Here is a 16,190-nt window from a genome sequence, read left to right as displayed (position 1 = left end):
ATGAGCCAACTTTTTGTCCGTACTGGAATTCATTTTACCTCGCGCCAGCAGGCGCTCGCGCACATTGCCGAGGAGATGCTGGCCAAAGGCGTGGTGCATGACACGTATCCGCAGGCGCTTCTCGAACGTGAAGCAAACTTTCCAACCGGCATCGCGCTGGAACGCCATGCCGTTGCGATTCCACACTGCGAAGCGGTTCACGCCAAATCGCCGGCGATCTACCTCATCCGTCCCGATACTCCGGTGGCGTTTCAGCAGGCCGATGACGATGGCGAAATTGCCGTTTCGCTGATCATCGCGCTGATCGTTGAAAACCCGAAGGCGCAGCTGAAACTCCTGCGTCGTCTGTTTAGCGAACTGCAAAACCCGGACACCCTTGAAGCGTTACTGAGTGCCCCTGAAACAGCGCTGGCAGCCCGTTTTCAGGAAACTATCCTGATGCCTGAGCCTTGCGAACAGGCCTGATAATATACTGATAATAAAAGGAATACCCTATGAAACGTAAAGTGATTGTGGCCTGTGGCGGTGCTGTCGCGACCTCTACGCTGGCCGCGGAAGAAATTAAAGAGCTATGTGAAGCCAACGATATCACACTCGACCTGGTGCAATGTCGGGTCACGGAAATCGAAACCTATATGGACGGCGCCGATCTCATTTGCACCACCGCCCGCGTCGACCGCACCTTTGGCGATATTCCTGTCGTTCACGGTATGCCTTTTGTTTCCGGGGTGGGTATCGAAGCGTTGCAGCAAAAAATACTGACGATCCTCGTGGGGTGACGCCATGTTTAGCGAAATTATGCGTTATATCCTAGACTTAGGCCCAACGGTAATGCTGCCGCTGGTGATCATCATCTTCTCAAAACTGCTGGGGATGAAGCTCGGGGACTGTTTTAAATCGGGTCTGCATATTGGCATTGGCTTTGTCGGAATCGGCCTGGTGATCGGTCTGATGCTTGACTCTATTGGCCCTGCGGCGAAAGCGATGGCCGAGCAATTTCAAATCAATCTTCACGTCATTGATGTTGGTTGGCCCGGATCGTCACCCATGACCTGGGCCTCGCAAATTGCGCTGATCGCCATCCCGGTCGCGATTGGCGTCAATATTCTGATGCTGGTGACGCGTATGACCCGCGTTGTGAACGTCGACATCTGGAATATCTGGCACATGACCTTTACCGGTGCGATGCTGCATCTGGCGACCGGATCGTACTGGCTGGGGATCCTCGGCGTGATTGTCCATGCTGCCTTTGTTTACAAACTTGGCGACTGGTTCGCAAAAGATACCCGCGACTTCTTCGGTCTGGAAGGAATAGCTATCCCGCATGGCACCTCAGCCTACCTCGGTCCTGTCGCGGTACTGGTCGATACGGTTATCGACAAAATACCGGGCCTTAACCGCATTCATTTCAGCGCGGACGATGTGCAAAAACGCTTCGGTCCGTTTGGCGAGCCGGTGACGGTCGGTTTTGTGATGGGGCTAGTGATTGGCATGTTGGCAGGCTACGACGTGAAAGCCGTCCTGCAACTGGCAGTCAAAACAGCGGCAGTGATGCTACTGATGCCGCGCGTGATCAAACCGATCATGGATGGCTTAACGCCGATAGCCAAACAGGCGCGTAAACGTCTGCAAGCCCGATTTGGCGGCCAGGCGTTTCTGATTGGACTGGATCCGGCGCTGCTCCTCGGCCATACCTCTGTGGTTTCCGCGAGCCTGATTTTTATCCCGCTGACGATCCTGATTGCGGTGCTGGTCCCGGGTAACCAGGTGCTGCCGTTCGGCGACCTTGCGACTATCGGTTTCTTTGTCGCGATGGCGGTGGCGGTACATCAGGGCAACCTATTCCGCACGCTGATATCCGGCGTCATCATTATGGGCATCACGCTGTGGATCGCCACGCAAACCATCGGTCTGCATACCCAGCTTGCCGCCAATGCCGGGGCGCTGAAAGCCGGTGGCATGGTGGCCTCCATGGACCAGGGGGGATCGCCGGTAACCTGGCTTCTGATCCAGCTCTTTACCTGGCAGAACGTTATAGGGTTCGTGGTGATTGCCGTCCTCTATTTCACCGGCGTACTGCTGACCTGGCGTCGGGCGCGCCATTTTGCAGCCGCGGAGCAAAACGCAACGCTGACGGAAAGTCAGCCCACCGTGTAATTTCAGGGGAGCGTTCGCTCCCCCGTTATCTTTCTGGAGAATGTTATGAAATCAGTGGTGATTCACGCTGAGGGAGACGTGCGCGTTGAAGAACGCCCCATGCCCCAGTTGCAAAACGACGACGACGTGCTGGTGAAAGTCATCAGTTCTGGTCTGTGTGGTTCTGATATTCCGCGTATTTTTGCTAAAGGCGCGCATTATTACCCCATTACCCTCGGCCATGAATTTAGCGGCTACGTTGAATCGTATGGCAAGGGCGTGAAGGACATGCAGCCGGGCGACGCGGTTGCCTGCGTGCCGCTTCTGCCCTGCTTTCACTGTCCCCAGTGCGAGCGTGGTTTTTACTCGTTGTGTAAACAGTACCAGTTTGTCGGTTCGCGCAGTGAAGGCGGCAATGCGGAGTTCGTTGTCGTAAAGCGCGCCAATCTGTTCCGCTTACCTTCCGATATGCCTGTCGAAGACGGCGCGTTCATTGAGCCGATCACCGTTGGTCTGCATGCGTTTCATCTGGCGCGGGGATGTGAAGGGAAAAACGTTATCATCGTTGGCGCGGGCACCATCGGCCTGCTCGCGCTTCAGTGCGCAAAAGAGCTCGGTGCGAAAAGCGTCGCCGCTATCGACATTAATCCACAGAAACTGGCGCTGGCAACAGCGCTGGGAGCCACGCGGGTGTATAACAGCCGGGAGATGAGCGCAGCAGAGATTCAGGCAGCGCAGAACGACGCGCAGTTCGACCAGTTGGTGCTGGAAACGGCAGGCACGCCGCAGACCGTCTCACTCTCAATTGAAATTGCCGGACCGCGTGCGCAGGTAGCGCTGGTCGGCACGCTGCACCATGATCTGACGCTCACCAGTCACGTTTTCGGGCTGATCCTGCGCAAAGAGCTCACGGTGCTGGGCAGTTGGATGAACTACTCCAGCCCGTGGCCAGGAGAAGAGTGGGAAACCGCCGCACGCTTGTTGACCGAGAAACGCCTGCTGCTCACCCCGCTGATTGCCCATCGGGGTAACCCAGAGCGTTTCGCAGAAGCCGTGAAAGCGCTAAACGGCGCACCTATGCAGGGAAAAATCCTCCTGGACTTCTCCTGATCGTACGAGCCAGCAACCTGCGCTGGCTCACATTTACTTTCGAAATTTAGCGTTCACCTTTCGCAATCCTTCGATTAAACTAGTCACAGTTAATTATCAGGCAAATCAATATGAACTCATTTGAGCGAAGGAACAAAATTGTCGACCTGATTAATTCGCAGGGCAGCGTGTTGGTTCTTGATCTTTCGAATACCTTTGGTATTTCTGAAGTCACTATCCGTGCCGATCTGCGTTTGCTGGAGGAAAAGGGTCTGGTTACGCGGTTTCACGGCGGCGCGGCTAAACCCGGAAGTCATCTGGCGGAAGGCGATAATCAGGAAGTTATACTCGAGGACCGTTACCAGCTTGCCAGCGATCCGAAAAAGCGCATTGCTCAGTCAGCGGCGGCGATGGTGGAAGAAGGGATGACCGTCATTCTGGATAGCGGCAGCACCACGTTATTGATCGCCGAAGCGTTGAACCGTAAGAGCAACATTACCGTGATTACCAACAGCTTACCGGCGGCATTTACCCTGTCCGACAATAAAGACCTGACGCTGGTGGTTTGCGGCGGCACGGTAAGGCATAAAACACATTCCATGCATGGCACCATCGCCGAACGTTCGTTACAGGGCATCAGCGCAGACTTAATGTTTGTCGGTGCGGACGGTATCGACGCCACCAACGGGATCACCACCTTTAATGAAGGGTATTCGATAAGCGGAGTGATGGCCGCTGCGGCACACAAAGTTGTCGCCGTTCTGGACGCCACCAAGTTCAACCGCCGCGGATTCAACCAGGTTCTCCCCATGGAGAAGATCAACTGCGTGATCACTGACGATGGCATCAGTAAGCAGGATAAAGCGGCGGTGCTCAAAACCGGCGTTGAGCTTATTATTGTTTAGAGCTTCACTTAATAAAGGCAGGCCTGCGCCTGCCTACAGCGAGTCTACTTTTTATCCGGTTATACAAATTAAAAATACTGTTTAGTTTAAGATTATATCTTTAGCTTGATGGTATCTTATCCCGAAAGAAATTTATATAAAGATATTGCACAAAAATAATATTAAAAAGTCTTTTTTGAGATGAATCGCCCCCTCATATCAATAATATGAATATTTTTATTTGACTTATATTAAATAGACTGCTCACTTTTATTTAACCTTACACTTTCATTATGACTTAAAATCAACCAGTTATGAGCAACAGCATTAAGCATGAATTTTTAAAACCCCCTATTGACAGATCAATTAACCACCAGCCAAATAGACTTTACTAATATAAATATATTCCGAAAACATAACATTACGCCATTCTAAGCCGTCAGGAACTGTATAATCCTTAAAGCATGCAGATATATTGCCTAATGAAATATTTCATTGTATTTTAAGCAAGGATAAGGAATTAGTAATGAAACGCTATACGAAATCCGTTATTGCGGGTTTACTCACGCTTTCCGCAAGCCACGCGTGGGCGACAGATGGAACGATTGAATTTACCGGGCAAATATTAACCAGCACCTGTGAATTTGCTAATGGCGACACGGTTGATGTTGAACTTGGTCATTACGCCGCTTCTCAGTTCAAAACCGTTGGCGATAAAACGCCAAGTATTCCAGTCACTATCCCATTAAAAAATTGTCCAACTGACCCGTGGGAGCACGTTGATGGTGTTGAAGATGCGTCTTTCCAGCTATGGTTAGAAACACGAAATGGCGGAACGACCGGAACAAATGACGAACTGGTTGCGGTGACGGGTATGGACGAACCTGCGACGGGTGTCGGTATTCGTATCGATAACGACCAGGGGACACAAATGGCCATTAACAAACTCAACGATCCTAAAGTGTCTTTCCCTATTACCGGGGCGACGATGGATATCAATTTACTGGCTTATTACGTTTCAACCGTAGAGTCTAAAGACATTACGCCAGGTGAAGCAAACGCTTCGGTTGATGTCACTCTTGATTACCGTTAATCCCTTCATCATATCTCTTTATCCCTTTTTACAGGGATAAAGAGATATTAACATTTCAGGGAGTAAATAATGAAGAGACTGGCGACACTGGCATTTTTTATCTTGCTTACCACTCTGGCAAGCACGGCTTTCGCAGGGGGTATCGTACTGGAAAGGACGCGCGTTATTTATGACGCCAGTAAAAAAGAGGCCGCTCTGCCGCTCGCTAACCATAGCGAAAAAATGCCTTATCTGCTGCAATCATGGGTAGAAAATAGCAACAACAGCTCGCGCGGCCCGTTTATTGTCACGCCCCCACTGTTTCGACTTGATGCCGGAGAAGACTCTACGTTACGTATTATTAAGGCTGATGGACAGGTGCCTAATGACAGAGAGTCGATGTATTTTATCAATGTGCGAGCCATTCCTGCACAGAACAAAGCCGATCTCGCCAATACCAATACATTAACGTTAGTGTTTAAAACCCGAATCAAACTTTTTTACCGACCAAAAGGACTCAACGGTAAAGCCAGAGATGCTTTCAAAGCGCTCAAGTTTGGCATCTCAGCGAACCAACTGACTATTTATAACCCATCGGCATATCATGTCGTTTTTGCGGGATTAAGTTTAGACAATGTCAACCTCACAGACAAAATTGAATACATCGCGCCGCAGGAAAGAAAAATAATTGCCATCAATGCCACGACTGGAAGAACGGTGAAATGGGCGGCAATAAATGATTTTGGTGGCAGTACAGCGCCAGAAACACGCCTGATTCCATAAAACAGGCAACGCTTCAGTGATAAGGGAAATATGAGCTATAAGCGGAAAAAGGATTTAACGGAGAAAATCGATGTACTGTACGCAAAGAAATATTTGCGCCACTGCATCAGGTACTTTTTGCCGTTTACCATCACCAGCGGTTACCTGGTTTCAGGTACTGTTTTTGCCGATGACTATTTTTTCGACCCCGCTCTACTGGAAACCGCCAAAAGTGGTCAACGCCCCGTCGATCTGTCACTTTTTTCTCATAAGAATGCACAGCAACCCGGTGAATATTCTGTCGATATTTACATCAATAATAAAAAGTTGATGCAACGAACGCTGCCTTTTGTCATCGCAAATAATCACCAGCTTCAACCACAATTTACAGTAGGGCAACTACGCGAATTAGGCTTTAAAGTCGATGAGAATCCGGCATTTGCCAATGCTGATGACGGTACGCGCATTCCCGATCTCGCTAAAGCCGTTCCCGGTAGTGTTGCGATATTTGATTTTAACCACAGCAAACTCAAGTTAAGCGTTCCGCAAATTGCCCTTTATCGCGATGCCAGAGGCTATGTCGATCCTTCGCGCTGGGATAACGGTGTTCCGGTCGTTTTCACCAACTACAGTTTCACCGGTTCCAGAAGCCGCTACGACAATAACGAACAAAGTGAACGCCAGTACATGAACCTGCAAAGTGGCGCGAACTTCGGCGAGTGGCGATTACGTAACTACTCCACCTGGACGCACAATGAGGATGACGCTCGTTGGGACAGCATCAACAGCTGGTTGCAACGGGACATAAAGTCCCTCAGGTCACAGTTGGTGATTGGCGAAAGCTCAACAGACGGCGCCATTTTTCCGGGCTACCAGTTTACCGGCGCTCGCCTTTACTCCGACGACAACATGCTGCCAAACAGTCAAAAAGGCTTTGCGCCAACCATTCGTGGCATCGCCAATTCCAGCGCTATCGTCACGGTTCGCCAGAACGGTTATACCATTTACCAAAGCAACGTCCCTGCGGGCGCATTTGAGATTAACGATCTCTATCCCTCCTCCTTCGGGGGCGATTTGGACGTCAGTATCGAAGAAGCCGACGGGACAGTTCGCCATTTCGTTCAACCTTTCTCGTCGCTTCCCGTTATGCAAAGGCTGGGGCATCTGAAATACAGCCTTACTGCGGGTCGCTTTCGCGCCGCCCAATCAGCAGAGAGTAAAGAACCCCAATTTATTGAAAGTACCGGCATCTATGGTCTGAGCAACGCCCTGACGGTGTATGGCGGAATGCTAACCGCTGAAAATTATCGGTCGCAAACCGTCGGCGTTGGCGGCACTCTGGGTGAATTCGGCGCCGTTTCAGTGGATATTGGCAGGGCAGAGACGCAATTTGATGATGGCAATACCTTTGAAGGCTATACCTGGCGTACCCAATATATTAAAGATTTGCCAGAAACTGGCACGAATTTATCGCTGGGATATTATCGCTATACCAGCAATGGCTATTTTACGTTTTCTGATGCCAATGCAAAGAATATAAATAATAGTTACCGTCAAAAAAGTGAAGCACAATTCAGCATCAGCCAGACGCTACTCAACAGCATCAATTTTTATGTTTCCGGTTCTCAACGTACCTACTGGAACGACAGCCAAAAAGATAACAACTTCTCCGCAGGACTGAATGGCAGCCTCTACGGCGTCAGCTATAACCTTAACGGACAATTCACCGATTCAACGGACCGCGAGAGCGAGCGCTCCGTTTCGCTCAGTATTAGCGTACCGCTGGATCGATGGCTTTCCCATGCGCAGGCGACATGGCGTATTACGGAAGATAAAAATAAAGCGACGCAGCATGAGGTAGGAATTAATGGTTCGCTGTTGGATGACCATCGTCTGAGCTATAGCCTTAAGCAACGGCAAAGCGAAAATAACGACAACACCAGTAGCAGTTTTTCCGCAAATTACCGCTCCGCATACGGTACCGTCAGCAGTAGCTACGACTACAGTCCAGATAATCGCCAGCTCAGCTATGGCCTTTCTGGCGGCGTCGTTGCGCATTCTCATGGCGTAACGCTGTCCCAGCCGCTTGGTAATGCCTTTGCGCTTATTGACGCCAATGGCGCCGCCAATATACGGATTAAGAACTACCCGGGAATCGCGACCGACTATTTTGGCAATGCCGTTATCCCTTTTCTCACCCCGTATCAGGAAAACCGAATTACGCTGGACACGACCACCATGCCGGATGACGTTGACGTAACGGAAACAGCAAAAATCGTCGTGCCAGGTCAGGGCGCTGCCGTGAGTGCCTATTTTAGTGCGCAGACGGGGCGCAGAGTTTTACTCACCGTGACCGATGCGCAGAACACCCCTTTACCTTTCGGTGCTATGGCGAATAACCAGAGTGCGGGAACGCAAAGCATCGTGGACGAGGGCGGCGTGCTTTATCTCACTGGGGTTAATGAGTTGCCGCAAACCTGGACGATTCGCTGGGGTAAAGAAGCCAGCCAGCAATGTCAGTTTACTTATAGCCTGTCAGATAACCGGCAGAGCGCATCATCTGTTCTAAAAGACACAACGGTATGTCGTTAAGGGTGTATTCGATGAGAATTTATATTTTATCTGTGATTACCGCGCTTATCGCCCTGGCTTCTGCCTCACCGGCTCAGTCAGCGACAGGTATCTGCGAAGCGAATGGAAATTTTATGACAGATATCGCAACCGACTGGACAAAAGAACAGAATGTGACAGCTTCAGTCTGGCAGATCCCTTCGGCAGCCAGGGGCAGCGCCTATCAATTAGGATGCGACTGCAGTGCTAACACCAAGGTCAACCTTTATTATTCAACCGTCAGCGCAATAACCACCACCGGACATTTAAGTGGTTTTTATCGTTTAAACGACAGCCTGGACATTAAAACCGAGATCAACGATATCCCCAACGCAGGTACCGTACTTGTTCCCACGAAAATTGGTTCGCCCATCAAGGATACCAGCGGTTCTTACAGTACAAAAACCAGTAACAGCGTCTGTAATGACGATCCTGCCGAGCAAAGATCGTCAGCGATTTCATTTGGTATGGATACCACATTTACGCTGTATGTCCGCAAACCGTTTTTAGGCGAAATGATTATTCCTGACACCCTTGTCGCCTACATCCAGGCGGCATGGAGCAGCTCGTCGTCCTATCCAAAAACCTTCAATAATATTGCTGAACTGCATATCCAGGGGCGAATTACGGTTCCACAACACTGTAAGATTAATCAAGGAGACGTCATCCAGGTGAATCTTGGAACGATCAGTGCTGCGCATTTTACAATTAAGGACCAAATGCCTGAGCATTACACACCCATTAACTTCGACATTACCTATGACTGCGGGGATATGTCTGAAATAAAGAACAGCCTGTATATGTATATCGAGGGCAGCGATTTGGCCAGCCAATATGTGCTCGTCGCAAGACGCAGAGAGTCTGACAACGAGCCGGATGTGGGAATCCGCCTGGTGGATATCACCACCACAAACATAGATATTCCTTTTAACCCCGGCGCACTTCTGATGGACAGTTCCGGCAGCGGGACCGCGCATTTACAGGCTTACCCGGTCAATCTCACCGGGGGCACGCTTGCCGGAGGGCGTTTTAAGGGGACCGCCACCATTACCGTGGTGGTGAAGTAGCAGCGTTAGTCCTGCTGCTCCAGCGCATACTTATACAACGCGTTTTTCTTCACGCCGTGAATTTCAGCCGCCAGCGCGGCGGCTTTCTTCAGCGGCAGCTCCGCCTGGAGTAACGCCAGCGTGCGCAGGGCGTCGGCGGGCAATTCGTCTTCTTGCGCTTTATGCCCTTCGACAATTAATACCATCTCGCCCTTGCGGCGGTTTTCGTCCTCTTTCACCCACGCCAACAGCTCGCCGACCGGCGCGCCGTGAATCGTTTCCCAAGTTTTGGTCAGCTCTCGCGCCAGCACGACGTAACGGGCTCCTCCCCATACCGCCACCATATCTTCCAGACTGTCGAGCAGGCGGTGAGTCGATTCATAAAAAATCAGCGTCCGCGGTTCCGCTTCGAGGGCTTTGAGTGCATCACGCCGACCCTTTGATTTTGCAGGTAAAAAGCCTTCGTAGCAGAAGCGATCAGAAGGCAAGCCCGCCGCGCTTAATGCCGCAATGGCCGCGCAGGGCCCCGGCAGCGGCACCACGCGGATCCCCTGCTCACGGCAGGTACGCACCAGGTGATAACCCGGATCGTTAATCAGCGGCGTTCCGGCATCTGATACCAGCGCAATGTTCTGCCCTTCTTTCAGCTTTGCCACCAGCGTATCGGCTTTTTGTTGCTCGTTATGGTCGTGCAGGGCGAACAGGCGGGCGGTAATCGCGAAATGCTGCAACAGCAAACCGGTATGACGGGTGTCTTCAGCGGCAATTAAATCAACGGCTTGCAAAACTTCGAGCGCACGTTGGGTAATATCGGACAAATTCCCGATGGGAGTAGGTACAATAAAGAGTTGGCCGGGATATTTATCCGCCGATTCGTGTTGTTTCATTGTGTCGTCCGTATTGCCGATTTAATATTGAGCATTGCGTATAAAAAATATCACTGGATACAGTATGGTACCCTTAACATTTTCTCGTTTAAAAGCCGCGCGCTGTCTGCCCGTCATTCTGGCAGCACTGATTTTCGCCGGCTGTGGCACCCAGGCGCCCGATCAAAGCACTGCGCACATGCAGGGCAGCGCGCAAGCTGACTCTGGCTTTTATTTACAGCAAATGCAGCAGAGCGCAGATGATAGCAAGACCAACTGGCAATTACTCGCCATTCGTGCCCTGCTGAAAGAGGGCAAAAACCAGCAGGCTATCGAACTGTTTAATCAACTGCCGCAGAACCTGAACGACGCCCAGCGCCGTGAGCAGGCGCTGCTGGGGGCAGAAGTGAAGGTCGTGCAGCAGGACGTTGCCGGCGCGAAAAAACAGTTAGGCGAGATCGATATTTCCGCGCTGGATAAAAATCAACAATTGCGTTTCTGGCAAATCGGCATCGCCGCGGAACAGGGACAGCCTTCCCTGACGCTCCTGCGTGCGCTGATCGCCCAAGAACCACTGCTCGGCGCAAAAGAAAAACAGGCGAACATCGATGCCACCTGGCAGGCGCTGACCTCCATGAGTCAGGATCAGGCGAAAGCGTTGGTTATCAATGCGGATGAAAACGTACTGCAGGGTTGGCTGGATCTGCAGCGGGTCTGGTTTGATAACCGCAGCGATCCGGACATGATGAAAGCGGGCATTACAGACTGGCAAAAACGCTATCCACAGAACCCGGGAGCGAAAATGCTGCCGACGCAATTGGTGAATGTGCAGAGCTTTAAGCCAGCGTCCACCAGTAAAATCGCCCTGCTGCTGCCGCTGAACGGTCAGGCCGCCGTTTTTGGCCGCACCATCCAGCAAGGGTTTGAAGCGGCGAAAAACCAGGGCACGCAGCCCGTAGACGCGCAGCCAGCCGCCCAGCCCGCGCCGGTGGAGGCGCCTGCGCCAGCCGAACAACAGCCGCAGGTAACCGATGGCGTCGCCAGTCCGTCTCAGGCGTCGGTGAACGACCTGACCAACGAGCAGCCAGCACAGCAACCCACGCCGACCAGCGCCCCGCAAACAGCGCCTGCACAGCCTGTAACGGCAAGCGCGGCGGCGAATCCCTCCGCGGAACTCAAAATTTATGACACCAGCTCACAGCCGCTGACGCAGATCCTGAATCAGGTTCAGCAGGATGGCGCGAGCATCGTGGTAGGCCCGCTGCTGAAAAGCAATGTCGATGAGCTGATCAAGAGCAATACCCCGCTGAACGTGCTGGCGCTAAACCAGCCGGAAGCGGTGCAGAACCGCGTCAATATCTGCTATTTCGCCCTCTCGCCGGAAGATGAAGCGCGCGACGCCGCCCGTCACATTCGTGACGAGGGTAAACAGTCGCCGCTGCTGCTGATCCCACGCAGCGCGCTGGGCGATCGCGTGGCCAACGCTTTTGCTGAAGAATGGCTGAAGCTGGGCGGCGGTACCGTGCTACAGCAAAAATTCGGTTCTACCGCAGAGTTACGGATGGGTGTCAACGGCGGCGCCGGCATCGCGTTAACCGGTAGCCCGGTCGCCGCCAGCGCGCCATCGCAGCCTGGGGTGACCATTGGCGATCTGACCATTCCGGCGCCGCCAACCGAGGCCCAAATTACCGGTAGCGGCGGTCGTGTCGACGCAGTCTATATACTGGCGACACCGAACGAGATCGCGTTTATTAAGCCGATGATCGCCATGCGCAACGGCAGCCAGAGCGGCGCAACGCTTTACGCCAGTTCCCGTAGCGCACAGGGAAATGCCGGACCGGACTTCCGTCTGGAAATGGAAGGCTTACAGTACAGCGAAATCCCAATGCTGGCTGGCGGCAATCCGTCGCTGATGCAACAGGCGCTCGGCGCGGTACGCAACGACTACTCTCTGGCGCGCATGTACGCGATGGGCGTTGACGCCTGGACGCTGGCGAACCATTTCTCGCAGATGCGTCAGGTTCAGGGCTTTGAAATCAACGGCAACACCGGCGCGCTGACCGCTAATCAGGACTGTGTGATTAACAGGAAGTTATCATGGCTCAAATACCAGCAAGGGCAGATCGTCCCGGCCAGTTAACGAGCAAACAGACCGGCGGCGCGTGGGAAGTCACCGCGCGACGCTGGCTCGAGCGCAAGGGACTGCAGTTTATCGCCGCCAACGTCAACGAACGTGGCGGCGAAATTGATCTGATTATGCGTGAAGGTAAAACGACCGTCTTTGTTGAGGTCCGCTACCGCCGCTCAGCAGCCTTCGGCGGCGCGGCGGCCAGTGTGACCCGGAGCAAACAACGCAAATTATTACACACTGCCCGCTTGTGGCTCGCGCGCCACAATGGGAGTTTTGATACTGTGGATTGCCGGTTCGATGTGTTAGCCTTCACCGGAAATGATGTTGAGTGGTTAAGGGATGCCTTTAACGACTGCTCATGATACTTAAACCAGTTCCTGCTTATAAGGCGTCATTGTTGCCGCCAGTCCGGGCGGACAGCGCGGAACACCCGGAGCGTACGTGTCGTACGTGCGGAGGGTGAGCGCTTGCCAGGGACAAATGGCAAATAAAATAGCCTTATAGCAGGGACTTAAGGATTCGCGTGTTAGACAGAATTAAAGTCTGCTTTACAGAAAGCATTCAAACTCAGATAGCTGCGGCTGAAGCGCTCCCGGATGCGATCTCCCGCGCCGCCATGACGCTGGTACACTCGCTGCTGAATGGCAACAAAATCCTCTGTTGTGGTAATGGGACATCCGCTGCCAATGCACAGCATTTTGCTGCCAGCATGATCAACCGTTTTGAGACAGAGCGTCCCAGTTTACCCGCTATCGCACTAAATACCGATAACGTGGTCTTAACTGCGATTGCCAACGATCGCCTGCATGATGAAATCTATGCAAAACAGGTCCGGGCGCTGGGACATGCGGGCGATGTTTTATTGGCTATTTCGACGCGCGGCAACAGTCGCGATATCGTAAAAGCCGTAGAAGCCGCCGTCACGCGTGATATGACGATTGTGGCGCTGACCGGGTATGACGGAGGAGAGCTGGCCGGGCTGTTAGGGCCGCAGGACGTTGAAATCCGCATACCGTCTCACCATAGCGCGCGCATTCAGGAGATGCATATGCTGACGGTAAATTGTTTGTGCGATCTGATCGATAACACGCTTTTCCCTCACCAGGATGATTAAGGAGTTTACATGAAGGCTTTATCGCCAATCGCAGTCCTTATTTCTGCGCTGCTGTTGCAAGGCTGTGTCGCTGCCGCCGTAGTCGGTACCGCAGCGGTGGGAACCAAAGCAGCAACCGACCCGCGTAGCGTCGGCACCCAGGTGGATGATGGAACCCTGGAACTGCGCGTGAACAGCGCGCTGTCGAAAGACGAACAAATTAAGAAAGAAGCGCGGATTAACGTGACGGCTTATCAGGGCAAGGTGCTGCTGGTGGGTCAGTCGCCTAACAGCGAACTGTCATCGCGCGCCAAACAGATCGCAATGGGCGTGGAAGGCACAACCGAAGTCTTTAACGAGATCCGTCAGGGCCAGCCAATTGGCCTCGGAACCGCCTCCAACGACACCTGGATCACCACCAAAGTACGCTCTCAGTTACTCACCAGCGACCAGGTGAAATCCTCTAACGTGAAAGTGACCACCGAAAACGGCGAAGTGTTCCTGCTGGGTCTGGTGACTGAACGTGAAGCCAAAGCCGCAGCCGACATCGCCAGCCGGGTGAGCGGCGTGAAGCGTGTCACCACCGCGTTTACCTTTATTAAATAACACATCAACCTGCCTACGTGATGGCTCACGTAGGCAGGGTAGCAATCCCACGTCACACTCGCGCAAGACAGCCGACAATCACCCCCGATATCGCCACCAGCCCCCCCGTCAGCCACAGCGCTTTTGCCGGGAATGCTTTGCGCAGCATGATCAGCGACGGCAAGCTCACCGCCGGAAGCGTCATCAACAACGCCAGCGCGGGCGCGGTGCCCATACCGGCCAGCATCATCGTTTGCACAATCGGAATTTCCGCCGCCGTCGGGATCACGAACAGGCATCCGGCTACCGCCAACGCGATGATCCACATCAGGCTGTTATCAATGGCGCCATCGGCGTGCGGAAACAACCAGACGCGCGCCGCGCCGAGAACCAGCACCGCCAGAATATAGACCGGAATAGTATTCCAGAACAGCGTCCACAGCGCTTTACCCCAACGCGCAAAGAACCCACCCTGCGCTTGCGGCGCGGCGATCTCGATCGGCAGATCGGTTTGCGCAGGCTCTTTCACCCATTTTTGCACCAGCGTCGCCACCACCAGCACCATTGCCAGCCCGGCAACCAGGCGAATCGCCGCGAAATGCCAGCCAAGCACAAAGCCCATAAAGACCAACGTCGCCGGGTTAAGCAGTGGGTTTCCCAGCCAGAAGGCCAGCGCGCCGCCCATTGACACTTGCTGACGGCGCATTCCTGCCGCCACTGGCGCGGCGCAGCAGGTACACATCATTCCGGGCAAAGAAAACAGCGTGCCAAACAGCGTACCGCGAAAGCGCGATTGCCCCAGCGTGCGCAGCAGCCAGTCTCGCGGGATCAACACCTGGATTAATGAGCCGAGAATCACCCCCAGCGCCGCCGCTTTCCAGACGGCGAGGAAATAGACCATGGCGTAATCCCAGGCTGCCTGCCACGGATTCGCATCCGCCTGCGCCAGAATGGATTGGCCGATACTGTGAGTTTCGGCGGCAGTAAAAGCTTTACCGTAATACGGTTGCCATTTCACATACCAGAGACCGACGATAACAACGAGAAAGAAAAGAGCGGGTTTCCACCATTGCATTGGCGTTGCCGCCTGAGATGAAGACTGACCAGTCATAGCATTCCCCAGGGAGTGTTAGAATATTTTGCCGGTGAATACTACGCCTTTGGGAAATGTTTGGAAATGTCGTTTTTTTGCCTGATGCCGAATGCCGGATAAGACGCAACGCGTTGGCTTCCGGCACGATGCGAAAGCCTATTGCGCCGCTTTTTCCCGCAACTGCGCAGAACTAAGAATTGTTACCCCCTCTTTTTCGGGCGCCAGCGCCTCTGCCAGCATCGCCCGCGCCACATCCCTCGCCTCTATCGACTTCCAGTTACCCGGAAGCAGCCGGAACAGCGGCGCAAAAAGGGTTTCGTTCATTCGATGTTTCGCCCGGTCCCCCAGCAGCATAGACGGGCGGACAATGGTCAGCCGCGGCCAGTCCTGCGCGATGAGCGCCTCTTCCATCTCCCCTTTTACCCGATTGTAGAAAAAGGGCGAGCGGGCATTAGCGCCCATTGAGCTGACTACCAGCATGTGCTGTGCGCCAAGCCGCCGTCCGGTCAGCGCGGTATCCACCACCAGCGTATAATCTGCATGGACAAACGCCTCTTTGCTTCCCGCCTCGCGCCGGGTGGTCCCCAGGCAGCAGAAAACAATATCCACCGGATCCGTCACCTGCGCCAGCGCATCGGTCAGTTGCGGATCGTGAGGATTGTACACGCCAGGCATGTCAGCCAGCGGACGACGCGTGGGTGCGGCAATCGAATGGATTCTCGGTTCATTAAGCAGCATTCTCAGCAGATGACCGCCTACCAGCCCCGTCGCGCCTGTAATCAATACCTGACTCATCCTCACCCCTTTACAGAATTGTCCAACT

At 53.2% G+C, this 16,190-nt stretch carries 16 protein-coding genes; 13 read left to right on the top strand and 3 right to left on the bottom strand.

The features are described from left to right. The 9 genes from gatA (at position 1) to JY391_RS03090 (ending at position 9,620) form a co-directional block, all read left to right on the top strand. Positions 1–465: a PTS galactitol transporter subunit IIA gene (gene gatA / locus JY391_RS03130; RefSeq protein ID WP_211935207.1), complete on the top strand. Its 465-nt coding sequence runs from the start codon at positions 1–3 to the stop codon at positions 463–465. A 29-nt stretch (positions 466–494) separates the two neighbouring features. Further along, positions 495–779: a PTS galactitol transporter subunit IIB gene (gene gatB / locus JY391_RS03125; protein ID WP_042291785.1), complete on the top strand. Its 285-nt coding sequence runs from the start codon at positions 495–497 to the stop codon at positions 777–779. 4 nt (positions 780–783) lie between these two features. Next, positions 784–2,157, top strand: a complete 1,374-nt coding sequence (locus JY391_RS03120; protein WP_181822497.1) for a galactitol-specific PTS transporter subunit IIC — start codon at positions 784–786, stop codon at positions 2,155–2,157. A gap of 45 nt (positions 2,158–2,202) precedes the next feature. Further along, positions 2,203–3,246, top strand: coding sequence for a galactitol-1-phosphate 5-dehydrogenase (gatD, locus tag JY391_RS03115; protein ID WP_200035655.1), 1,044 nt, complete (start codon positions 2,203–2,205; stop codon positions 3,244–3,246). Between the two features lie 110 nt (positions 3,247–3,356). Beyond that, the gene (locus tag JY391_RS03110; protein ID WP_042291789.1) at positions 3,357–4,130 is read left to right on the top strand and encodes a DeoR/GlpR family DNA-binding transcription regulator; all 774 of its coding nucleotides are present in this window, start codon (positions 3,357–3,359) and stop codon (positions 4,128–4,130) included. A gap of 505 nt (positions 4,131–4,635) precedes the next feature. Continuing rightward, entirely contained in the window at positions 4,636–5,202 is a 567-nt protein-coding gene (locus JY391_RS03105) for a fimbrial protein (RefSeq protein WP_060571077.1), read from the top strand. 78 nt (positions 5,203–5,280) lie between these two features. Then, positions 5,281–5,964, top strand: a complete 684-nt coding sequence (locus JY391_RS03100; RefSeq protein WP_374197227.1) for a fimbrial biogenesis chaperone — start codon at positions 5,281–5,283, stop codon at positions 5,962–5,964. A gap of 30 nt (positions 5,965–5,994) precedes the next feature. After that, positions 5,995–8,535 carry a fimbria/pilus outer membrane usher protein gene (locus JY391_RS03095; protein ID WP_211935205.1) on the top strand — a complete coding sequence of 847 codons (2,541 nt, stop codon included), beginning with the start codon at positions 5,995–5,997 and terminating at the stop codon, positions 8,533–8,535. A gap of 11 nt (positions 8,536–8,546) precedes the next feature. Next, complete coding sequence (locus tag JY391_RS03090; RefSeq protein ID WP_229264085.1) at positions 8,547–9,620, top strand: fimbrial protein; 1,074 nt, start codon at positions 8,547–8,549, stop codon at positions 9,618–9,620. Between the two features lie 5 nt (positions 9,621–9,625). On the opposite strand, the gene rsmI is transcribed toward JY391_RS03090, so the two are convergent. Further along, positions 9,626–10,486, bottom strand: a complete 861-nt coding sequence (rsmI, locus tag JY391_RS03085; protein ID WP_211935204.1) for a 16S rRNA (cytidine(1402)-2'-O)-methyltransferase — start codon at positions 10,484–10,486, stop codon at positions 9,626–9,628. Between the two features lie 64 nt (positions 10,487–10,550). Between rsmI and JY391_RS03080 the strand changes: the two genes are divergently transcribed. From JY391_RS03080 to dolP, 4 genes are all read left to right on the top strand, one after another. After that, on the top strand, positions 10,551–12,605 hold the full coding sequence (locus tag JY391_RS03080) for a penicillin-binding protein activator (RefSeq protein WP_211935203.1): 2,055 nt from the start codon (positions 10,551–10,553) through the stop codon (positions 12,603–12,605). Then, a complete protein-coding gene (locus JY391_RS03075; protein ID WP_042291797.1) occupies positions 12,563–12,958 on the top strand; it encodes a YraN family protein in 396 nt (131 codons plus the stop codon). The genes JY391_RS03080 and JY391_RS03075 overlap by 43 nt, the downstream gene beginning before the upstream one ends. Before the next feature lie 161 nt (positions 12,959–13,119). Continuing rightward, positions 13,120–13,710 (top strand): DnaA initiator-associating protein DiaA, encoded by a 591-nt coding sequence (diaA, locus tag JY391_RS03070; protein WP_012135279.1) that lies wholly within the window; start codon positions 13,120–13,122, stop codon positions 13,708–13,710. A gap of 9 nt (positions 13,711–13,719) precedes the next feature. Then, complete coding sequence (dolP, locus tag JY391_RS03065; protein ID WP_042291799.1) at positions 13,720–14,295, top strand: division/outer membrane stress-associated lipid-binding lipoprotein; 576 nt, start codon at positions 13,720–13,722, stop codon at positions 14,293–14,295. A gap of 52 nt (positions 14,296–14,347) precedes the next feature. Here the strand turns inward: dolP and JY391_RS03060 are convergent, their stop codons facing one another. Next, on the bottom strand, positions 14,348–15,385 hold the full coding sequence (locus tag JY391_RS03060; RefSeq protein ID WP_060571073.1) for a permease: 1,038 nt from the start codon (positions 15,383–15,385) through the stop codon (positions 14,348–14,350). Between the two features lie 138 nt (positions 15,386–15,523). Next, on the bottom strand, positions 15,524–16,162 hold the full coding sequence (locus tag JY391_RS03055; protein WP_042291801.1) for an NAD(P)H-binding protein: 639 nt from the start codon (positions 16,160–16,162) through the stop codon (positions 15,524–15,526). Positions 16,163–16,190: the final 28 nt, after the last annotated feature.

This window comes from Citrobacter sedlakii, from assembly GCF_018128425.1.
Lineage (GTDB): Bacteria > Pseudomonadota > Gammaproteobacteria > Enterobacterales > Enterobacteriaceae > Citrobacter_A > Citrobacter_A sedlakii.
The sequence above is the reverse complement of the archived record's forward strand: the minus strand, read 5'-3'. Positions and strand labels throughout refer to the sequence as shown.